The 20694-nt window shown below is 56.6% G+C and carries 19 protein-coding genes and 2 tRNA genes; 9 read left to right on the top strand and 12 right to left on the bottom strand.

What is annotated here, in order from left to right:
• Positions 1–36: 36 nt before the first annotated feature.
• Together rnhB and ABSE13_RS11920 are read left to right on the top strand one after the other, a co-directional pair.
• Positions 37–675, top strand: a complete 639-nt coding sequence (rnhB, locus tag ABSE13_RS11925; RefSeq protein ID WP_424028736.1) for a ribonuclease HII — start codon at positions 37–39, stop codon at positions 673–675.
• A gap of 74 nt (positions 676–749) precedes the next feature.
• Complete coding sequence (locus tag ABSE13_RS11920) at positions 750–2060, top strand: site-2 protease family protein (protein WP_424028735.1); 1311 nt, start codon at positions 750–752, stop codon at positions 2058–2060.
• Between the two features lie 131 nt (positions 2061–2191).
• On the opposite strand, the gene ABSE13_RS11915 is transcribed toward ABSE13_RS11920, so the two are convergent.
• The 8 genes from ABSE13_RS11915 to ABSE13_RS11880 form a co-directional block, all read right to left on the bottom strand.
• Positions 2192–2941: a glucose-6-phosphate isomerase family protein gene (locus ABSE13_RS11915; protein WP_424028734.1), complete on the bottom strand. Its 750-nt coding sequence runs from the start codon at positions 2939–2941 to the stop codon at positions 2192–2194.
• 2 nt (positions 2942–2943) lie between these two features.
• Positions 2944–3984, bottom strand: a complete 1041-nt coding sequence (locus tag ABSE13_RS11910; protein WP_424028733.1) for a 6-phosphofructokinase — start codon at positions 3982–3984, stop codon at positions 2944–2946.
• Between the two features lie 81 nt (positions 3985–4065).
• Positions 4066–4968 (bottom strand): phosphoribulokinase, encoded by a 903-nt coding sequence (locus ABSE13_RS11905; RefSeq protein ID WP_424028732.1) that lies wholly within the window; start codon positions 4966–4968, stop codon positions 4066–4068.
• A gap of 82 nt (positions 4969–5050) precedes the next feature.
• Positions 5051–6742 carry an amylo-alpha-1,6-glucosidase gene (locus ABSE13_RS11900; protein WP_424028731.1) on the bottom strand — a complete coding sequence of 564 codons (1692 nt, stop codon included), beginning with the start codon at positions 6740–6742 and terminating at the stop codon, positions 5051–5053.
• Entirely contained in the window at positions 6739–8007 is a 1269-nt protein-coding gene (locus ABSE13_RS11895; protein ID WP_424028730.1) for a glycosyltransferase family 4 protein, read from the bottom strand. The genes ABSE13_RS11900 and ABSE13_RS11895 overlap by 4 nt, the downstream gene beginning before the upstream one ends.
• Positions 8004–9146, bottom strand: a complete 1143-nt coding sequence (locus ABSE13_RS11890; RefSeq protein ID WP_424028729.1) for a glycosyltransferase family 4 protein — start codon at positions 9144–9146, stop codon at positions 8004–8006. The genes ABSE13_RS11895 and ABSE13_RS11890 overlap by 4 nt, the downstream gene beginning before the upstream one ends.
• Positions 9128–10582 carry a glycoside hydrolase family 57 protein gene (locus tag ABSE13_RS11885; RefSeq protein ID WP_424028728.1) on the bottom strand — a complete coding sequence of 485 codons (1455 nt, stop codon included), beginning with the start codon at positions 10580–10582 and terminating at the stop codon, positions 9128–9130. The genes ABSE13_RS11890 and ABSE13_RS11885 overlap by 19 nt, the downstream gene beginning before the upstream one ends.
• Positions 10583–10931: 349 nt before the next feature.
• Positions 10932–12173, bottom strand: a complete 1242-nt coding sequence (locus ABSE13_RS11880; RefSeq protein WP_424028727.1) for an ADP-dependent glucokinase/phosphofructokinase — start codon at positions 12171–12173, stop codon at positions 10932–10934.
• A 132-nt stretch (positions 12174–12305) separates the two neighbouring features.
• On the opposite strand from ABSE13_RS11880, the gene glgP reads away from it, so the two are divergent.
• Positions 12306–14483 carry an alpha-glucan family phosphorylase gene (gene glgP, locus ABSE13_RS11875; RefSeq protein ID WP_424028726.1) on the top strand — a complete coding sequence of 726 codons (2178 nt, stop codon included), beginning with the start codon at positions 12306–12308 and terminating at the stop codon, positions 14481–14483.
• A 41-nt stretch (positions 14484–14524) separates the two neighbouring features.
• On the opposite strand, the gene ABSE13_RS11870 is transcribed toward glgP, so the two are convergent.
• The 4 genes from ABSE13_RS11870 to minD form a co-directional block, all read right to left on the bottom strand.
• Positions 14525–15379, bottom strand: a complete 855-nt coding sequence (locus tag ABSE13_RS11870; protein WP_424028725.1) for a damage-control phosphatase ARMT1 family protein — start codon at positions 15377–15379, stop codon at positions 14525–14527.
• Positions 15380–15419: 40 nt separating this feature from the next.
• Positions 15420–15523, bottom strand: a tRNA-Pro gene (locus tag ABSE13_RS11865).
• A gap of 266 nt (positions 15524–15789) precedes the next feature.
• Positions 15790–15987 carry a hypothetical protein gene (locus ABSE13_RS11860; protein WP_424028724.1) on the bottom strand — a complete coding sequence of 66 codons (198 nt, stop codon included), beginning with the start codon at positions 15985–15987 and terminating at the stop codon, positions 15790–15792.
• A 19-nt stretch (positions 15988–16006) separates the two neighbouring features.
• The gene (minD, locus tag ABSE13_RS11855) at positions 16007–16786 is read right to left on the bottom strand and encodes a cell division ATPase MinD (RefSeq protein WP_424028723.1); all 780 of its coding nucleotides are present in this window, start codon (positions 16784–16786) and stop codon (positions 16007–16009) included.
• A gap of 429 nt (positions 16787–17215) precedes the next feature.
• Between minD and ABSE13_RS11850 the strand changes: the two genes are divergently transcribed.
• From ABSE13_RS11850 to ABSE13_RS11825, 6 genes are all read left to right on the top strand, one after another.
• On the top strand, positions 17216–17575 hold the full coding sequence (locus ABSE13_RS11850; protein ID WP_424028722.1) for a roadblock/LC7 domain-containing protein: 360 nt from the start codon (positions 17216–17218) through the stop codon (positions 17573–17575).
• Positions 17575–18210 (top strand): response regulator, encoded by a 636-nt coding sequence (locus tag ABSE13_RS11845; RefSeq protein WP_424028721.1) that lies wholly within the window; start codon positions 17575–17577, stop codon positions 18208–18210. The genes ABSE13_RS11850 and ABSE13_RS11845 overlap by 1 nt, the downstream gene beginning before the upstream one ends.
• Positions 18211–18326: 116 nt before the next feature.
• Positions 18327–18974, top strand: coding sequence for a response regulator (locus ABSE13_RS11840; RefSeq protein WP_424028720.1), 648 nt, complete (start codon positions 18327–18329; stop codon positions 18972–18974).
• A gap of 114 nt (positions 18975–19088) precedes the next feature.
• A tRNA-Lys gene (locus tag ABSE13_RS11835) sits at positions 19089–19162 on the top strand.
• Between the two features lie 76 nt (positions 19163–19238).
• Positions 19239–19490 carry a DNA-directed RNA polymerase subunit H gene (locus ABSE13_RS11830; RefSeq protein WP_424028719.1) on the top strand — a complete coding sequence of 84 codons (252 nt, stop codon included), beginning with the start codon at positions 19239–19241 and terminating at the stop codon, positions 19488–19490.
• A 17-nt stretch (positions 19491–19507) separates the two neighbouring features.
• Positions 19508–20694, top strand: a 1187-nt coding sequence (locus tag ABSE13_RS11825; protein WP_424028747.1) for a DNA-directed RNA polymerase subunit B'', incomplete at its 3' end; no start/stop codon positions are given.

Raw genomic sequence — 20694 nt, 5'->3', positions numbered from 1 at the left:
CGGCATTTAAAATAATTTGGGTATCAAATTCTGAGTGTGATATGCGGGGTCGATGAAGCGGGGAAGGGCTCGGTACTCGGCCCGCTCGTTGTGGCGGCAGTGGGAGTGACCTCAGAAAACGTACTCGACGGCCTCGGGGTGAAGGATTCAAAGCTTGTCTCCCCAAAGGAACGCGAACGCCTTTACCCCCTGATACGGGCGCAGTGCAAGGTTGCCACGATCAAGCTCGACGCGCAGGAGATCGATGCGATCCGGACCGAGATGACCCTGAATGCGGCGATGGCCCGGACCCATGCCCGGGCCATCGACAAACTCTCCCCTTCGTGCGCTTACGTGGATGCCTGCGATGTCAATTCCTTCCGGTACGCGGAGATGGTCAAAGGCAACCTCGTGAAACAATGCGAGATCGTCTCCGAGCACCACGCGGACGTGAAGTACCCGGTGGTCTCGGCCGCGAGCATCATCGCCAAGGTGACCCGGGATCGTGCAATCGTGACCCTTGCAAAGAAATATGGCGAGATCGGCAGCGGCTACCCCGCAGACCCGGTTACGATCCGGTTCCTGGAGACCTGGATTGGAGAGCACGGGTCGCCCCCGCCCATAGCACGGAAGAGCTGGAAGACGATCAGCGCGATGCTGGCCAGAAAATCCCAGAAGTCCCTCATGGATTTCTGATTATGCCGCAGGTATCATACCCGGCAGGCTTTTTTTGGATAGTCATTATCTTTATTAAAATGCCATAATTATTGATGGACTTGCTTCTCTTAGCACTGGGAATCGTTCTTATCTATACGGTCCTGGCGTACTATATCCATACACGGAAACTGTGGGAGAACCATATCACCTTCTACGGCCCGATCATGGCGATCAAGACGGACCGGGTCGGTTTTTTTGACGGGTTTGCCCGGTACCGGACGTTCTTCCGGATTTACGGGACTATTGGCGTCGTCATGGTCGTTGTCGTATCGGTGCTGATGACGCTCCTGCTCGTCAACGCACTCCAGTATACGATCGTAGAGAAACCACAACCTACTGCTGTAAATAACCTGAACAATTTTTTAGGAATACCCGGCGTGAACGATTTCATCCCCCTCACCATTGCAGTGCTGATCGGTCTTATCATCACGATGGTGGTCCACGAATTCGGTCACGCGATCCTCTGCCGTGTCGAAGGCATCCGGGTGAAATCCATGGGACTCCTCGTGCCGGTCATCCCCATCGGCGCCTTTGTTGAACCGGACGAGGAGGACCAGGAACGGTCAAAGGGATGGCCGAAGATGCGGATGTTCGGGGCTGGCATCACCAACAACATCCTTGCCGGGGTGATCTGTTTTGGCCTGCTGATCTTCCTCCTCGGATTTGCCGTACCTCTTTCCATTCCTTTTGTCAATGGGGTCTATGTGGACTCCCCTGCATATACTGCTGGTGTGCCGCCAAACTCCATAATAACGGAAGTAAACGGAGTCAGCGTCCCGACCACAGATGACGTTGCCCGTGTGCTGGGCAGGACGAAACCTGGGGATACTGCCACCGTGGTGGTCGATAACGGGGGGACTCCGGAGACATATACCCTGACGCTCGCCGCATGGCCTGCGGGAGTGGGAAACAGCACGAGCGGGTTCATGGGTGTCTCTTATTACGATACCGCATATATGAAACAGGTATTCAACAGCCTAGCAAGCCCGCTCGGGTTTTTTATCCTCCTTGCTCTCCCGTTCGGGGTGATTCTCTATCCTGGTACCTATGGATCGTTCATGGTACTCATAAACGATACGGCAAGCTCCGCGATGTGGAGTGTCCCGTTCCCGCATTTCTGGCTCGTGATCCAGATCCTTTTCTGGTGCGGCTGGTGGAACCTTGCAGTCGGTACGTTCAATGCCCTGCCCCTGGTCCCACTCGACGGCGGGTACATCATGAAAGAAGGGGTGGACCGGATCCTTGACCGGAAAGGCCTGATCCAGTACTCGGGTTATGTTGTTGCTGCGGTGAGCTATGCGATGGTGGCCGTCATCATAGCAATCTTCATCCTGCCAAAGCTCTTCCAGATGGGACTGGTCTGAATAAATCTACCCTCCTTGCTTTTTTTCACTCCCCCGCGGATATCCGGGCTGCCTTCCCGGTGCTCCTTCGAAGTATCCGGAAGAAGCTCTTTCCCAGCGCCGGGTCATACGGACCTCAAGGGCACCTGCCCTTACAGGTAGATCCTGGAGAAGAGCGCCTCGTATCTCTCCGGGTTGTTGAGAACCCTGAGCACCGGTGCACGCTGTTCCACGAGATTGTAGAGGGGATCGGTGACCGTGTCCATCACCCCGGCAATGTGGCCTGCCCGGACAATTCTGAGCCGTGGCCTTTGCGGGTAGAGGGAGTTCTTTACATAGGCCCCGGATGTCATCTCATAGAAGACCGCACCGCGAAGTTTCTCGTAAGGCTTATAATCGCTCTCGAAGGCGGATGAAACGAGGTTTGCCATCTGGAGCACATCGGTGGCGGAGGGATTGATCGTGACGTGGCCGTACCCCGGCGGGACCACCACGATATCCCCGGCCGAGGCTGCAATCAGCACCACATCCAAGCAGTCCCGGGTCTGGATCAGGTAGTGCGCCTCCCCGTGGAGTACTTCGTAGATCTCCGGGTACCCGGTACCGGAGGGGCTCTCCGGGTGGTAATGTCCCGCGGTCTTCATCCATTCCCCGCAGAGATCACGCGGCGGAATGACCGTGATATCGAAACGGATTCCCTGATCCCGGAGCCATGCACGGTCTTCCGGAGATCGGGCCACGTCGCGGTACATGTAATAGACCGGCCCGGTGCAGGTGCAGCCCGGGTCAGCGAATACAGTTGCGAGTTCACGTGCATCCCTCACCGAGGGGACGGGCAGTTTGCCTTTCCAGTAGACCTGTCCTGTGTACCCGGATCCGGGCCCCGATGCGTTTTGTCCCATAGTCATTTCCTGCCGCCGATCACCAGCTTCGCCAGCTCGTAAAACCCGGCATCAACAGTCTTCTGGCGCGAGACTGCGGTGCTGAGCGGGACGCTGCGGATGCGGTTCCCGTCAAGGGCCACCATGGTTCCAAACTCCCCGTCCTGTATGAGCTGTACTGCTGCCACGCCGAAACGGGTGGCGAGCACCCGATCATAGGGGGTGGGTGAACCACCCCGCTGGACATGCCCGAGGATCGTTACCCGCGTTTCCACACCCATCCGGCGCTCGATCTCTTTTCCCAGCAGGTTGCCGACGCCAACAAACTTCTCGTGGCCGCACTCGTCCCGGATATGATCAGGAACCGGTGGCATCCCGATATCCTCCCGGTGCGCCCCTTCAGCAACGACCACGATCGAAAATTTCTTCCCGGCCTCGTACCGGGCCATGAGGTTTTTGCAGACCTCCTCCATGGTGAAGTGTACCTCGGGGATCAGGATTTCGTCGGCACCGCCGGCAATCCCTGCCATGATGGCGATCCAGCCCACGTCCCGCCCCATCACCTCGACCACGATGATACGGTGGTGCGATTCTGCCGTGGTATGCAACCGGTCGATCGCTTCCGTAACTGTCGTCACGGCCGTATCAAATCCTATGGACGCATCGGTTCCCACGATATCGTTGTCGATCGTCTTTGGGATCCCCACGATCGGGATCCCCTTCTCCGCCACGTCCCGGGCCGCCGCGAGGGTTCCGTCCCCGCCCACGACCACAAGGGCATGGATCCCGAATCTTTTCATGTTGTGCTGGATCTTCTGGAACTCCGTGACATCTTTCAAGGGGTTGGTCCGGGACGTACCCAGGATCGTTCCCCCTTTTGGCAGGATTCCCGATACGGAAAAGTCGGTGAGCGGCTCGACATCCCCGTCAATGATGCCCTGCCAGCCGTTCCTGATTCCCAATGTCTCACAGTCCTGGCGGAGGCCTGCCCGGACCACCGCACGGATTGCCGCATTGAGCCCGGGGCAGTCTCCCCCGCCCGTCAGCACCCCGATAGTTTTCATCGACATCTCCCTACCATCCCTTCTCGCTCACAGGTAATACCTTTTCCGGCGCCATCAACAGTCCCCTTCCCCAACCCGGGTTCACCGGCTTACCTCCATGAAGATCCTCCTGTGGATGATTCGCCAGCAGAGGATCAGCTGGGCAAGATCGCCCGCGGTGACGTACTGCCGGTTCTTGAAGATGGAGATTGGCGATACCCGGGTCTGGTGTTCGATGTTCTGTTCCAGTTTCCGTACTACGTGTTCGCTCAGTTCGCCGTCCATGATCATCTTCCCCATCCGCTGCCCCCCTTTCCCTCCGGTCTCGAACTCGAGGGCAAAGTTCCGTTCCGAGAGGGATAGGATGGAGTAAAGGTCGAGCGAGAGATCGATGTTCCCGAGGCTCTGCTGCATCCGTTTCTGGACGAGCGTGACCCGGTATACGTTCCATTTCCTGCCGGCATCGCGGCCGTAACGGGAATATCCTACCCCGATCACGGCATCGGCAAACTCCCGCTGGGGTAAGATATACCTCTCATACTCCGGTTCCCGCTCGGTGATCTCCCGCATCACCTGCTCCCGGGTGTACCCGCGCTTGTTCATGTCCCGCCGGATCTTCCAGTCATACTTCACCTCCCGGTCCGGGTCCACGAAGAGAGTGAAGTCGAGATATTTGCGGAGCGTTTCCGTATAGAGCGTGTGGAGCCCTTCGAGGATCAGGATCTTCTTTGGCCGGAATATCGCCGGGGGATCGAAGGTACCGGTGGCATGGTTGTAAGAGGGCTTCTCGACCGGCACCCCCCGTTTGAGCTGGATCAGGTCCTGTTCGAGTTGCGCAATCCGGTTCGCCCGGGGATCGAGCGGAGTGACCCCTGTCGCGAGCCTGCCGGCCCGGTCAAGGCTGTGATAATCGTCCAGCGTGATAGTGGAGACGAGGTCGTCCCCGAAGATGTTCCGCACTCCCCGGGTGAAGGTGGTCTTCCCCGAACCGCTGTCTCCCGCCACGCCGATCGTGAAGATATACGGTGATACGGCGATCGTGTCCTTGAAGTTCGGCTGGTGCGTATGTCATACCCCCTCTGGTTGATCAGGGAAAGACCATCCGGCAGGCCCGGGAGATCTCTGCCACGCTCCAGGCCTGCGCAATGCACCCCCGGGGAAGGAACGGCAGGTCCCCGTCAAAGATCTCGGAGATGTACCCTGCGCCCGCCTCCCGGATATGGGAGAGGATGGGGAGCAGCAAGGGAGCGATCGCTGCCCGGTCCCGCCCGTTCCTGAGGAGCGCTTCCACGTACCCCCCCGTCAGCCAGGGCCAGACGCAGCCGTTGTGGTAACTGGTGTCGCCATCGAACCGCCCGCGGTATGCCTGGTCCCGGGGAGAGAGCGTACGCAGTCCATACGGGGTGAGAAGCTCACGGGCGACGGTCTCCAGCGCCAGCGTAGCCTGTGCCTGTTCCACGAGACCCAGCGCCAGCGCGATCACCTGGTTCGGGCGGATGGACGGGTCGACCGGATCAATGCGGTCATACAGGCAGTGTGCTTCCTCGTTCCAGAATGCCCTGAATGCCTCCGTAGCCGATTCCACCGAGACCGGGGGGATAATTCCCATCGACTCTGCCTCGTCAAGTGCATGGATCCAGAGGGCATTGATCTCCACCGGTTTGCCTTCCCGGGGAGTGAAGACCGTATCCATCCATGTACTCCCCGGGACTACGCGGATCAGATCGTGATCAAGGGTTGCCACGCCGGATCCGGGATACTGTTCGAGAATTTCTGCAACAACGGGGCGCATGCCGGCAATGAACCGGTCATCCCCCCAGTGGCGGCGGTACCTCCCCAGGGCATAAATGAACCAGAGCGAGGCATCGCTTGAATGGTAGTTGTCCGGGAAACGGTTCGGGATCACTCCCCCGTCGATCTTCTGGGCAAGACGCCTGAGTACTGCCTGAGTGGTTTCCTTTCTGTCTCTCTCTATCAGCAGCCCGGTGATGCTGATGGCCGAATCCCGCCCCCATGACTCGCGGAACCAGTGGTACCCTGCAGAGATCTCGTCATGGTGGCAGAAGGTCTCTGCCGCATAATCGAGCCATTCGCGGGGGGATGTGGGCGAAGGAAGTGCGGTGGTTTTCCCCGGCACCTGGTTGCTTAAGAAACACCGCAGCGAGACCGATCCATCCCGGACGGTGCCGGTGAAGAATCCCGGGGAGAAAAGGTCCTCCACCGGATCATAGCCCCGTTCCTGCTCCCGCTCGTACCAGACATTCCAGTAGGTGACCGGGTCCTGCGTGAACGGGAGATCCCCTTCGAGAACGACCTCCCTCCAGCGGACACCCCCGGCATCTGTCTCAAAGTCCGGGCGGGGGTCCCGCATCACCTGGTCGACCGGCCTGTCAGTAATGAGCGGACGGATGGTGAGCGATGCCTCCCCGGTAACCGCGTAGGTGATTGTTACACCCTGGCTGAACGTGATCGTCTTCCGGATAAGCACGTCCCCGACCATGCAGGTCCAGCAGGGGGGATAGAGTGTGAAAGAAAAGAGGTGCGGGAGCTGGGCGTCCCCCTGTGCACCCTGGTACTGCTGCGCGGATATCCTCACGCCGTTGACCTGCTCATCAAGTGCGGAGAGATATACCCTGCCCCGGTGGACAAGGAGCCCGTGGTACTTCCGCGTGTTTCCCCCCACGGAAGCGGAGCAGTACGTGTGTTCGCCTGCCATGAGGTACTCGAGTCCCCGGGCCGTTTTTCCCTCCTGAAGTTCCCGCCCGTACAGGAGGGTCATTCACCGGACTCCGGATAAGCGGCGTGCTGGTCCACGACCTCCTGGTAAACGCGGAGCGTCTCGTCGGCGATATGGTCCCAGGTGAAATGCTCGAGGACCCGCTGCCGCCCGTTCTTTCCCATCTTTGCCGCAAGATCGGGATCTTTGAGAATCTTAACGATATATTTGGCAATATCGGACGGGTTGTACGGGTCTATATGATAACCGCAGATATCGTCCCCCATGGGGATCACCTGCTCGCGGAAACCACTCGTGCCCCGTGCTCCGACCACTACCGGTTTTTCCATGGACATCGCTTCTATGCAGACAATGCCGAACGGCTCGTATTTCGAGGGAAATACACAGACATCGCTTGCCGCGTAATAGACAAGGCGTTCCGTTTCCGGCACCATCCTGAAATGCAGGATCACGTTTTTCCCGAGATGCAGCTCCCGGACCATCTGGCTGAGCAGCTGCTCCTGGTCGCCTACCCCGAGGAGGACGAGTTTGGCATCCGGGATCTCCTTAATGATCTCGGGCATGGCGAGGAGGAGGGGATCGGCGCCTTTTACCCAGGTGAGCCTGCCGATAAAGAAGATCATGGGCGAGCTGCCGACGCCGATCCGCTCGCGGAACGCCTCTACCTGCCTTTTTGGGATCTTCGCCGGGTCATACTTGCCAGTATCCACACCGTTGTGGAGTACCCTGATTTTTGCCTCCGGGTACCCGAAGCTTACCAGTTCGTCCCGCATCGCATAGGAGACCGTGACGATCCGGTCGGCAGTCATAGCAGAAAGCCGCTCAATATCCTTGATCGTGTTTGACCCGGAGGGGTTCCTGCCCTGCTCCGTGGAGTGGAAATGGAAGACAAGCGGGGTGTTGAGGTTCCGCTTGCAGATGATACCGGCCAGGGCTGCGATCCAGTCGTGCGCCACGATCAGGTCGTACCGGCGATGTTCGTTTTGTACCAGCTGGTTCACGAGTTTTGAAGCGGAGAGAACGTTGTAGAGTACGGTCTCGGCAAAAAAATTCTGGCCGTTGTGGTCCCAGTTCTTGACTTCATCCGGGTTGACGATGGAGAAGATATCAGGGAATGTCATCAGGCGCGGGCGGTGGACCTCGACGCCGGCCCAGGTGTCGGAGGTCGGGTCGTTTCCGGTGTTCCGGGAGAAGACTGTTATGCTATGCCCCTTTGCAATGAACTGCCTCGTGATCTCCATAGCATAGGTTCCAAGACCGCCCCGGAAGAACGGGGGGAACTCATCCACGAAGTATGCGATCTTCATGATACAACCCGGGCATAGGTATCCGTCAGCCGCTGGACAATCGGGCCCCAGAGGAAGAGCCGGTCTACCTTGCCCCGCCCGCGTTTCCCAAGGGCACCGGCATTCCATGGTTCGTCCATCATGGTATTGATCCCCCATGCAAGGGACTCCGGATCCACGCCCACCTTGATCCCGTTGACGAACGCATCGATGTTCTCAGAAAGGCCGCCGACATTGGAGGCCACCACGCACTTCTCCGCGCTCCAGGCCTCGAGAAGGACGAGGCCGAACGGTTCGTTCCGGCTGGGGATGACAACGATGTCCGCAGCGTTCAGCAGCCGGATGTACTCCGAGTCCGGGATATACCCGACAAAGTTGACCGGCAGATCCCAGGCACGTTCCTGCAGGTACTTTTTCATCCCCCCGTCGCCGGCGACCACGACTCTTGCATCCCACCGGTGCTTGCAGACCATGCGTATCGCCTCGATGAGCAGGTCAGGTCCCTTTTGGTACACAAGCCTGCCGATGAAGAGAATCAGGGGCGCATAGGGATGGATCCCGTAAGCGGCTTTCACTTCGCCGGGATCGATCTCCGCCCGAAACTCTTTTGGGACAACGCCGTTTGGGATCACCTCGCATTTGCTCTCCGGGATATTGTAGAGGGTCATCACTTCGTTTTTCAGGGTCGAGGAGACGGCAGTCACGCGCTTTGCAATGAGCCCGCCATACCATTCCTTGCCGGAGATTTCGCGGAACTCCCACCAGTCGCCGAACTGGTTGCCGTTCCTGCCGTATTCCGTTGAATGGAACGTAAGGATCGTGTTCCGGTCCTGCAGGTGATGGAGTGCCTGCACCGGATGCCAGTCATGGAAATGAAGGAAATCGAATTTCCCGAATCGGTCCTCCTTCCTGAACTGCTCCACCATGCTTTTGCTCATGTTGTCGCAGTACTCGACGATATTATCGCCCTTTGGCTGGCAGTAGTGGTAATGCACCCCGTTGACGGCCTGATCAGGGATGCTGCCCCGGGTAAAAAAATGGACCTCGTGGTTCTGTTTTACGAGCGTCTCTGCAAGGTGCGTGGCGGCGTTGGCGAGTCCCCCGACACGCTCCCCGTACATCGACTCCCAGCAGAAGTACGCTACTTTAAATGACTCCATAACAGCTCTCTCCTCTCTTTTACGGCGGCTATCAATTCGTGCCGTTCCCCGATGCCCCGGATGCTCTCCGCGAGCTTCTGGTCCTCCAGCACATCGTTGATCCAGTGGTAGAAATCCTCCCGCTCCTGGTGGTACGCGATCGAGTCCATGGGCACAACATAGAGTTGCTCTTCGAACTGGTCCAGGTTGTAGGCAGCATGGCCGATGAACCCGGACGGGCCGGCAAAATGGAAGGCCAGTTCCGGCGGCAGGGTCCGCAGGGTCTTGGCCGACTTCCGGTTTTTCATTACCCGTACGTTGCGGGACTCGAAGTCCGCAAGCACCCGCATGTAGGTCTTGAATGCGTCTTCTGCATCGTGGTGGCTGAAGTAGGTGTGCACTTCGCCGCAGGTCCCGTACTTCGAGGCCATGTAATAGAAGTGATCGCTTGTCTGGAGGTACCGCCAGATCGGCTTGTCGATCGCATAGGTCTTTGCTGCCTGGATGGCGTGGAAGGCGGTCTGCTGGCGCTCGTTTCCCATCCATGCCGACGTATCCTTCTCCAGATCGGCCCAGGAGATGGTCTCCTGCACATCGATCTCCCCGACCGGCATGTTCCGGGCTACCACCTGCGATGGCAGCACGGGCTCGACGCCGCGCTGTGCCAGTTCGCCCGGCAGGCTGCGCAGGAAGTCGAAGATGCCCGTCTCCTGCCAGCAGTGCTCGCCGAATGTCTCGTAATCGAGGAAGATGTTGATCACGTCGCCGGGAGACGAGGCGATCCATTGGGCATAGGTATCGGCAGTCAGCGGGTACATGTCCCAGGTCCGGTTGGTAAACCGGAATGCGATATCGTCGGACAGGGTGGTGTTGCGCAGCATCACCGGGATGCCCTGGCACTGGTATACATAGTTCGGGCTGCGCCACCCGAGGATGCGATCCACGCCCTCCGTGAAGATGCCGGCAAAATCCATGTCTTTGACCGTGGCGGCGACCTCATTGTTGAAGGTGAATTCGGTATTCTCGAAGATCGTCGGACGGACCCGGAAATGATCGAACATCAGGTCGGAATGCATCCTTACCTGCTCCCGGAACTCACTCTTGTCGGAAAAACAACTGGCGATGCTATGATAATACGTCTGGCCAATCAGTTCCGTATTCCGGTGCCGTGCGACGGCCTCGAAGAGCGAAAGGGTATCAGGGCTCCACTTCTCCAGCTGCTCGATAAGGGTACCGGATAACGAGAACGAGCAGGCAAATCCCTCGTCAAGTTTTTCGAGTATTATCTTTGTGGCGGGATTGTAACATTTTTCAGCGACACGCAGGAGGATCTCCTTGTTGAGGCCGTCAAAATACTGGTCGAACAGGTCCTTCTTTTTCAGTTTCGGGGCCGGAGAAAACAGCCGGTTCAGCCGGTATGGCTGATGGACTTCGAACCCCATGCATATTTGTGGCATAGCAGACACTTCCCACTGGACAAGGGGGACGATCCGCCAGGTACCGGAGATGCCTGAGATCTTGTATGGTCTGTGATGTTACATGATATGCAGGGAGATGTATGGTGGATGTTCAGGTATTGTTTTATCCGGTGTACCTGCGGACAGTTACTTGGCCTAGCATACTTACATCCCGTACCTATAATTTAAAACTATCGGGTATCTGCAAAAATTATCAGATATTGCATTCTCCTGTATAGAGAATATATATTGTTCCGATTCCCTACGGATCGGCACCTTTTCTGGAACGATCCGGATAGTATCTGGATTACTGCCAAGCCCGCCCCGGATCCCCCGGGCAGTCCCGGTGTCAGAATGGATCCGCAGCAAATGCGAGGGATGAGATCCTGTCTCCCATACCGGCAGTCTTTGCGATTCCCCGGGTGATCAGGGACGGGATCACGATGATGTGGTACTCCCCGGCACGGAATATCCCCGGTGATAATTCCCTGCCGAACGCACCGGCGGTATCTTCAAGTGCCCTGTGCCCCTCAGAAACAAAACCGGGTCCTGTACCCCCGGCAGCCTGTGCAGCACTCCGGGATGCAAAGAGCAGGGCATCACGGGTCTTTTCCGGATGGAGTGGATCTTTACAGATAACGATGTAGTACCCGAAGGTATGCAGGTGCAGCCGCACAAGGCCGGTTGATCGACAGATATCAATTGCCTGTTGTGCCAGTTCGCTGGCTGAAAGGGGAGTATGCCCGTGATTTCGGGGCACCGCCGGGTTCTGGCTCCGGTGCACGAACCCGAGTTCCCGCTCATTCAGGCCGAGACTGTCCGCATGGGGGAGTATATACCGGAGGAAGTATCCGGTGATCTCCGTGTCCGCTACGGTTACCCATTCCACATGGATTCTCAGGGACGGGTTCTCCTTTTTTGCCAAAACAAGCTGGTCGGCTGCGTTCCGGAATTCCTTGTCTGACGTGAGGTACTGGTACCCGGAAAGAAATGCCCGGTCACAGGTGGAGGCTGCGTTCCGGAATTCCCTCAGTATTTCCTTGTTGAGAATGACCGTTGAGGGATCGTGGTGTGGTGAGACGATGAACCGGTTGTTCCGGGGAACTGCCCCCTCTGCGAGAGGAACGAGGCCGGGAGAATATTCAAAGACGAGATGGACAATGTCCGGCAGTTTCGCGGGCACCAGGGTCGTGTTGGGGATCGTGACCCCGGCCTCCCTGAGCATTGCCTGCGTGGTAACACCTATGGATGGTGCTATGCATATTACCTCAGGTACACCGGCAGACGCAAGCTGGACTGCGGCTATCCCGGCCTGCCCGCCAATCGCACTGCTTCCGCTGAAGTGGTGGATGAACTGCCGGTACTGCCGGGTATCCCGCACAAAGAGTTCGTCGGCAGTGCAGGTCTGCATGGAGCGGTACAGCCTTGACGGGAACACGGCCATTTCCCCCTGGAAGGAAGGCAGTGAGTTGAGCAGTCTTTCAGTAACCGGGATGATCCGGTCGATGTTTACGTTGAACCCGACAATCGTCCTGCCCAGCGGGGGTGGTTCCAGGTTCCGGTAGAGATCATGCCACGTGCTATCCTCCATGAAACATCCCTGTCTCCTCTTTACAGCATGCGTCCTTTTCAACTATTGCATGCGCCGGCCGGGCGACGGTGAACGGACAATTCCCGGGGCACCAATACTTTAAAAACCCTTTGAACTACTACACACATACTGGTGAATGCAGTGGCCGACAAGTTCCGGAAGGATTTCCCTCAGGTCCCGGAGCGGATATCGGGACTCGTGGATCTCGCGTATAATCTCTGGTGGAGCTGGAACCCTGCCGCAAAGATGGTGTTCAAGCAGCTCAACCCCCAGGCCTGGGTCGAGAGCACCCATAACCCGGTCCGGATGCTCACCGAACTTCCGGAAGAAACGCTTGTCACTGCATCGAAAAATCCCCTGTATCTCCGGCACTACGATATCGTGATGTCCCGGTTCCGGCAGGAGCTTGCGAGCAGGAACAGCTGGTACACGGAACATTTCTCCCACAACCACGGCCATACCATCGCGTATTTCTCCGCCGAATACGGTCTCCACCATTCCCTTCCCTTCTATGCCGGTGGTCTCGGGTTTCTCGCAGGAGATCATCTCAAGGAGTCAAGCGATCTCGGCCTGCCGCTGGTCGCAGTCGGGTTCATGTACTCCGAGGGTTACCTCAACCAGCACATCGGGCAGGATGGCTGGCAGGAGAATATCAAGGAGCTCCTGAACCGGGATGCATCCCCGATCAAGCGGGTGATGTATAACCATGATACTCAGCTGGTCGCCCGGGTACCGTTCATTGATCCTCCGATCTATATCTCGGTCTGGCGTGTCGATATCGGGACGATTCCCCTGTATCTCCTCGATACCGACATTAAGGAAAATGATCCCGCGAACCGGATGATCTCGAGTCGCCTGTATACCGGCGATAATGAACAGCGCCTCAGGCAGGAAATTGTCCTCGGTATTGGCGGGAGTTATATTCTCGATATCCTTGGCATCCGCCCCACGATCATCCACCTGAATGAGGGCCACCCGGCGTTTGCGCTGCTCGAGCGCATCCGGGAGAACGTGGCGGATAAGATGAGCTTTGAGGAAGCCTATGCCCACGTGCAGAATACCAGCCTTTTCACGACACATACCCCTGTTCCTGCAGGGCACGATGCCTTCCCTCATGCACTGATGGACAAATATTTCGGCGGGTATTATTCCCTTCTCGGTACCCCCCGTGAGACCATCCTTGGCCTGGGGCGTGCACCGCAGGATCCCGGGGGGATCTTCAACATGACCGCGTTTGCCCTGAAGATGTGTGCTTTCCGGAATGGCGTGAGCAAACGGCATGGTGAAGTGGCGCGGGATATGTGGCAGCGGCTCTTTGCAGAGAACGGCACGAATGTTCCCCCCATCAGGCATATAACAAACGGTGTGCATGTCCCAACCTGGCTCGATCCCCGGATGGAGCTGCTCTTCAACACCTATTTCTCGCCCTCGTGCCCTAACTGGCTCAGCGAGCATGACAGCCCTCTCATCTGGGAGATGATCAACGAGATCCCGGACGAAGAACTCTGGGCCGTGCATGTCCAGCTCAAGCGGAAACTGGTCAACCGGATACGGGAGCACAAGCGGCGGAAATGGGTGAGTGAGGGTACAGATCCCATTAATGTCGTCTCCGGCGGTGCCCTCCTTGACCCAAACGCTCTCACGATCGGGTTTGCGAGGAGGTTCTCGACCTACAAACGTGCGGATCTCATCTTCCAGGATATGGACCGGCTCAAGCGGATCGTTAACAACCGGTGGCGGCCGGTGCAGATCATCTTTGCGGGAAAGGCGCACCCTGCTGACGACGAGGGAAAACGGATCATCCAGAAAGTATACCAGTATGCCCACCAGCAGGATTTCGGAGGGAGGATCGCGTTCGTTGAGGATTACGGGGAGCAGATGGCACAGTACCTGGTTCATGGCGTGGACGTCTGGCTCAATAACCCCCTGCCTCCTATGGAAGCCTGCGGGACGAGCGGCATGAAAGCCTCTCTCAACGGGGTCCTCCACATGAGTATCATGGACGGGTGGTGGATCGAAGCCTTCAATGGCACGAACGGCTGGGCATTTGGCGATACGGTGACGGGAAAGAACCGGGACTGGAGTGATGCGGGGCAGCTCTACGAACTGCTCGAACGCGAGGTGGTGCCACTCTACTACACGGTATCGAATGACGGCTTTCCGCACATGTGGGTGAAGAAGATGAAGGAGGCGATCAGGAGCACGGCGCCGCGTTTCTCCGCACGAAGGATGGTGAAGGAGTACGTCAGGCAGGGGTACGATCCGGCCCTTGGGTTTGCCGTGGCGGGGAAAAAAAGCAATGTGAGATGAAACGGGTAATGCCCGTTTAGTATTCCGTGGTTTTTATTCTGCTACTTACGCAGCACGGCAATCTTCGATCCGCGGGGGATACCCGTATCATCCGCGATCATCCCGCACTTGACGCACATGAGATAGGCGACCGGGGGCAGGTTCCCGTATTCGCTGAGCGACTCGTAATTGGCCATGCCCTTCGAGATGATGATAGTGCACTGGCCGATCGCCTGTGCCAGATCTGCCGGTATTTTATCGGGATCGAGGCCTATCTCTGCACCGCCACCGGTGGTTGTGAGGCAGTCGGCAACCTTGTCGAATCCGAACGCGAGAGCATCATCCATCGTGGCGTCGTTGAGGATCGGCGCGTCCCGGACTGCAACCGTTACGTGCGAGCCATGGGCCTTCAGGTACCCGACCAGCAGCCGGTCGAAGACGATCTCCCCGCAGTTGTCCGTGAGATAGACGACACGGGAGCAGCGGTTGAGGATCTCGCCCGTGTCGTCGCGATCCAGCCCTTTGGCAAACTCATCCGCAAAGAACCGGGAGAAGTCCGAAGTGACCTCGTGGTCCCGGACCGCATAATCGAATGTGTTTCCGATTACGCTGGCAAGTACGTGATCCCGGAAATCATTGAGCTGGTAACGGACCTCGCGGCAGACAGAAACTGCCTCTGCATTTCCCGCCCTCTTCAGTTCCCGGAACGGATCGGGATCCCCGATCATCCTGCAGGCTTCGCGGTGGACTGCACTGGCGATCTGCGGATGGAGCAGGGAAGTCCCCTTCATTTTGTCCAGCAGATCCGTGCAGGCAGCAACCGTGGCTTCCGTCCGGGTGGGATCCGCAGACGCGAGTTGACACTCGAAGACAACACGGGATAACAGGCAATCGATGCAGGTATCGGTAAGCTTCATACTATGATCTATGAATTCGTGAAATGATCAGAAAATGCAATGGGGCCACTGAGATTTGAACTCAGGTCAGAAGAGCCACTGAGATTTGAACTCAGGTCAGAAGACCCCCAGTCTCCTAGGATGGCCAGGCTACCCTATGGCCCCGCTCTCATACTGTAGGATGAGATCACTTATGTATCTTGTCGTTCATGAACGGATTTTCGGGAGGATATATAAACCGCCACGCTACATCGCCACGTGATGATGGCGGTTTACCGGACAGGCGTTATGGAACTGTCATGAACTCATCGGGACCCGGCCCGAACGGTACGAAATGGCACGTGAGCGATACGGGAATAAAAAAGTCAACGGCCAGTGACCGGGCTACTCCGTCAGGAAACAGATAACCGGTCCCCGCCCTTGTCGGCCGGTCAGATATTCCCGCGCTTGAACTCCTCAACCCGCGATATGAGATTTTCGAGCTCGGTATCCGTGATCCTGATCTTTCCTTCAATAGCGTCGATCTCGTTGAGAAGCTGACGGATCCGCACGTACATCAGATAGATGATGAACTGCTGGACAACGATAACGCCGCCAAAGAGGACCAGCATGTATCCTTCGTATGCCATTATCTCACCTGGAATGCAATCACCTGAATACTGCACGGGCCAGACGATCGACGAAACTTTCGTGATTTGCCTCTTCAGAGGCCTCGTCGTATTCTGCACCTGCCATCTGGGCCGCAATACGCTTGAACGCCCGCGTGGCAGGCGTATTGGGATACTTCAGTACGCAGGGAGACTTGTACGCGGCTGCACGACGTACACTGGCGTCTTCAGGAACAACGTCGATCACCCGGACCCCCAGCACATCCTCAACGCTCTGGGAGCGGAGCTCGGTGTGCTCGAGCCCTGCACGATTCAGGATCGCCCCATAGACCTGTCCACCCATCACTTCGCAGAGGATCTTGGTCTTGAGGGCATCTGCCATAGATGCAAGCTCCGGGTTTACCACGAGGATCACCTGATCTGCAACCGAAAGAGGGACAACACCTTCCTTGGAGATCCCGCTCGGTGCATCGATAAGGAGGAACTCACACCGGTCCACCAGTTTGTGCATGACGTCGCGGAGCTTATCAGGGTCAGCCTGCTGGAACCCCTGCAGGGAGATCCCGCTTGGCACAACTTTTACACCTGCGGGGCCTTCATAGATCGCATCCTCGATATCTGCCTTCCCGGCAAGAACCTCGTGAAGGGTGACCGGGACATCGTCCATACCGAGGATCAGGGCCATATTCGCCATGCCGATATCAGCATCGAGAATATAGGTCTCCCGCTCCAGCATGGCGAGGGAAATGCCAAGATTTACCGTAAGCGTGGTCTTCCCGACACCGCCTTTTCCGGATGTGATGGTGTATGCCCTGAGCATCAGAATTCTTAACCCACAAGTTGGGGAAAAGGATATTTATACGTATTGAAAGGCGCTCTGCCCTACGAACGTCGGATAGCCCCGTAATACAACAGAAATCTTACAGGATCCGGGAGGATTTACACTGATCAGCAGGAACCAGAGGGCCCGTCCTGCGCTTCGCCAGGGGGATTTTACCCGGGTGCAGGATATCGTTTCCATACGGCCGGTCCGTATCAGGAATCTTTATATTTCCAGACATCGACGAAGCCATGCCAACTAACTGAAAAGTGCCGCCCGGCCCGGATTCCCGGTGGCAGAATCTGAGAAGGGACATCTCCCTGAAAATTCAATGAAACTCTCATATTGTGCAAAGGTGAAAAGCAATATGTATATATGTTCCCATCAGGTATTATCAATTACACAGGGTAGTGCAGCAGGAGACGCAGTATGTTGAAAGAGAAGATCTCTGCATTCATTGAACTGATTCGATCTATTGACGGGGTTGCAGCATGTGCCCTTGTATCCCGGGACGGGATAATCGCAGGTAAAAATTTTGATCGTGAACTCAACGAGCCCTGGTTCGGGGCGCTCTCGGCAACCATACTTGCCTCAGCGGAATCGGTAGGCAGCATCATCAGGATGAAATCCATGAGTTCCGTCACCATCCGGGCAGAGGACTCTTCTATTGTTGTCATGGGTGCCGGGGAAAATTTCCTTATTACCGCAATCATTACGGACAAGGCAGATTTTGGGAAAGTGCATACTGAGATGCTCCTGGTTGCCAAAAAGATCGGGGAGGCGATGTGATGTATACAATACTGGTGGTTGACGACAGCCCGTTCATTGTCGATGTTTTTGTTACCATGCTCGAACGGGGCGGATACAGGACTGTTGCCGCGTACGGGGGTGAGGAATGCCTCGAGATCCTGAAGACCGTAACTCCCGACCTGATCCTTCTCGATATCATGATGGAACCCGTGGACGGCTGGGAGACTCTTGAACGGATCAAGGAGAACCCGGAGACGAAGGAGATCCCCGTGCTGATGCTCACCGCAAAACAGCTGACTCCTGCCGAGGCACAGGAATATGGTATCTATATCGAGGACTACGTACTCAAGCCGATCACCCACCGCGAACTCTATGATGCGATCGAGCACGTGCTCACGCGGCGCCAGTCCATAAAATCGGATATGGATATGGCAAAACAGTCGGGATTCGATGGCGAGATTATCACCGAATATGCCCGCTTAAGCAAGAGCATCGACGTCAACAAACGTCTTATGAAAATCCTTGAGACAACCTACAATTTCAACGATTCCAAGGTCAGGGTAAGCGATGAGATCTCGCGGGCGATCAAGAGCATGGAAATGAACATCAAGTTCCAGGAAAACCGTCTCCAGCAGATCAAAGGGGAACTGTCCGGCTCCCCCTCCCCAAAATAACTTTCCCGCGTACAGTGCCAGTAAATATTTGAATACTATGCAGGCGTATACTATCCGGCATCCGGTGTATAATAAATACCTGCCTGTCATGATCCGGCTCACCGCTAGTCCGGCATATGCGAGGGAAAGAAACCGTGGATGAGACGATCCTGATTGTTGATGATAGTTCTTATATTGTGGACGGTCTTGTAGCCCTGCTAAAACGGAAAGGGTTCAAACCTGTCGCCTCCCATAGTGGCGATGAGGCTCTCACCATTCTTGTAACCGTCGTCCCCGATCTGGTCCTGCTCGATATCATGATGGAGCCCATGGACGGGTGGGAAACCCTGGATCGGATCAAGGCGAACCCTGCGACAAAGGATCTTCCGGTACTGATGTTCTCCGCCAAAAAGATCACGCCGGAAGAGGCAGAGCAGCACTGCCTGAATATCGAGGACTTTGTCTCAAAGCCTGTCAACCCCGCCCAGCTGCTGGAAGCGATACAGCGGATATTTACGCGGCGGACCAGTGTGAAGATGGAGGCTCTCGTAGCAAAAGACGCGGGTCTTGATCCTGCGCTCATCGAGGAATATTCCGCGCTCAGAAAGAGCATTGAGGTGGACCAGAACCTGCTCTGTGTACTGAAAAAATCCACGGGCATGTACCTGGCAGGAAGTACGCCCAACCCTGACGATATAGCAGCAGTCCGGAAACTGGAAGCCAAGATCCAGACGGATGAAAAACGCCTCAAAGAGATCAATGAGAAATTCACAAAAGTGGTGTAAGCGCTTCCGCCCGGTGCCGGGCGGTACACAGTATGAATAGGTATAGGGGTAATATTTATATAGTTTTTGGGCATTGTTATAATGCTGTACATCTTAGCCTGTATAGTTGAGGGTGGGTTCGTAGCTCAGTTTGGTAGAGCGCCTGGCTTTTAACCAGGTGGTCGGGGGTTCAAATCCCTCCGGGCCCGTTGCCACGAGCAATCGTGGGTTTTTTGCGGTGATGCATCTGAGAGGAAATCTGTTTATCTGGGAGGGGGTTTTTCATTGAGCACCAAACTTAATGTGTTGGAGCACGCGATGGTGCCGGATCATAAAATTATGGGCGAAGATGATGTATCGGAACTTCTCTCGCGCTACAACATTACTACCGAACAATTACCGAAAATCTACCATGACGATCCAGCCGTCAGGGAGATCGGCGCAAATGCCGATGATGTGATACGAATTATCCGGGCGAGTCATACCGCCGGCAGGGCCGAGGCATACCGTCTCGTGGTCAAGAGACCAAAGAAGTAATTCCGGGGTTGGTCAGTCTGATTGACAGAAGCATCTTATCGAAGGCATATTTTTCACGGGAGCATGTTGCGCGCCACCAGCTTGACTCTTTCAATTATTTCTTAAAGCACAATCTCCAGAAAGTGGTAAATGAACAGCGGGTTATCGAGACCGACATCGAGAACCGGGGCAAGAACAACGACCCGGTCTGGGTTGAACTGGGCACGATCGAAGTGAAAAAGCCGCTCGTGCGGGAAGCGGACGGGTCACAGGGAGAACTCTATCCCTGCGAAGCCCGGCTCCGCAATCTCACGTACGCGGCCCCGATCCAGCTCGGGCTGACACTCGTGCACGGTGATGACCGGCAGGAACCCATTATAACGACCATCGGGCAGCTCCCGATCATGGTCGGATCGCTCGCCTGCAATCTCTATGGTATGGACGATGCCCAACGCATCTCCCACGGCGAGGACGCATTCGATGCGGGCGGCTACTTTATCGTGAACGGGACAGAGCGCGTGCTCATGACCTTAGAGGATCTCGCATCCAACAAGATCATGACCGAGTTCACCGAGCGCTACAACGAGCGGATCTATGTTGCAAAGGTATTCTCGCAGTTCCGCGGGTACCGCGCACTGGTCGTTGTCGAGCGGAACAAGAAGAACCTGCTCGAGGTCTCGTTCCCGTCCGTTGCAGGCCACCTGAAGTTCGCGGACCTGATGCGGGCACTGGGCATGACGAACGACCAGGAAGTCGTGAACGCCGTATCCACGGACGAGGACATCCTCACGTTCATGATGCAGAACCTGGAAGAGAGCGAGTGCGATTCCGTCGATGGCGGTATCATGTACGTGGGCAAGAAGCTCGCGCCGAACCAGACACGGGACTACCAGCGCAAGCGCGCAGAGTTCGTGCTGGACAACTACCTCCTGCCGCACCTCAACTACTCGATGCCGGCAAGCCTCAAGGAAGGCGAAGAGGGCTACCAGGAAGCAGTCCTCTCGGTCCGGCTCGCAAAGGCCCACTTCCTCGGCCGCATGGCAGAGGCCTGTTTCGATCTCGTCTTAAACAAGCGCAGGATCGATGACAAGGACCACTACTCGAACAAGCGGCTGAAACTCGCGGGCGACCTGATGGAGGACCTCTTCCGTATCTCCCTCAACCGGCTCACCCGTGATATCAAGTACCAGCTCGAACGCGCCAGCATGCGCCACCGCGATCTCTC

It is taken from the genome of Methanoregula sp., from assembly GCF_049518935.1.
Lineage (GTDB): Archaea > Halobacteriota > Methanomicrobia > Methanomicrobiales > Methanospirillaceae > Methanoregula.
Note: the sequence above shows the minus strand (reverse complement) of the source record. Positions and strands in the feature narration are given on the sequence as shown.

Coding starts and splice junctions, on each gene's coding strand:
- ABSE13_RS11845 (WP_424028721.1), top strand. CDS start 17,575: ATGTATACAATACTGGTGGTTGACGACAGCCCGTTCATTGTCGATGTT.
- minD (WP_424028723.1), bottom strand. CDS start 16,786: ATGCTCAGGGCATACACCATCACATCCGGAAAAGGCGGTGTCGGGAAG.
- ABSE13_RS11885 (WP_424028728.1), bottom strand. CDS start 10,582: ATGCCACAAATATGCATGGGGTTCGAAGTCCATCAGCCATACCGGCTG.
- ABSE13_RS11880 (WP_424028727.1), bottom strand. CDS start 12,173: ATGGAGGATAGCACGTGGCATGATCTCTACCGGAACCTGGAACCACCC.
- ABSE13_RS11920 (WP_424028735.1), top strand. CDS start 750: ATGGACTTGCTTCTCTTAGCACTGGGAATCGTTCTTATCTATACGGTC.
- ABSE13_RS11850 (WP_424028722.1), top strand. CDS start 17,216: ATGTTGAAAGAGAAGATCTCTGCATTCATTGAACTGATTCGATCTATT.
- ABSE13_RS11895 (WP_424028730.1), bottom strand. CDS start 8,007: ATGAAGATCGCATACTTCGTGGATGAGTTCCCCCCGTTCTTCCGGGGC.
- ABSE13_RS11870 (WP_424028725.1), bottom strand. CDS start 15,379: ATGAAGCTTACCGATACCTGCATCGATTGCCTGTTATCCCGTGTTGTC.
- ABSE13_RS11890 (WP_424028729.1), bottom strand. CDS start 9,146: ATGGAGTCATTTAAAGTAGCGTACTTCTGCTGGGAGTCGATGTACGGG.
- ABSE13_RS11910 (WP_424028733.1), bottom strand. CDS start 3,984: ATGAAAACTATCGGGGTGCTGACGGGCGGGGGAGACTGCCCCGGGCTC.
- ABSE13_RS11860 (WP_424028724.1), bottom strand. CDS start 15,987: ATGGCATACGAAGGATACATGCTGGTCCTCTTTGGCGGCGTTATCGTT.
- ABSE13_RS11915 (WP_424028734.1), bottom strand. CDS start 2,941: ATGGGACAAAACGCATCGGGGCCCGGATCCGGGTACACAGGACAGGTC.
- ABSE13_RS11840 (WP_424028720.1), top strand. CDS start 18,327: ATGCGAGGGAAAGAAACCGTGGATGAGACGATCCTGATTGTTGATGAT.
- ABSE13_RS11900 (WP_424028731.1), bottom strand. CDS start 6,742: ATGACCCTCCTGTACGGGCGGGAACTTCAGGAGGGAAAAACGGCCCGG.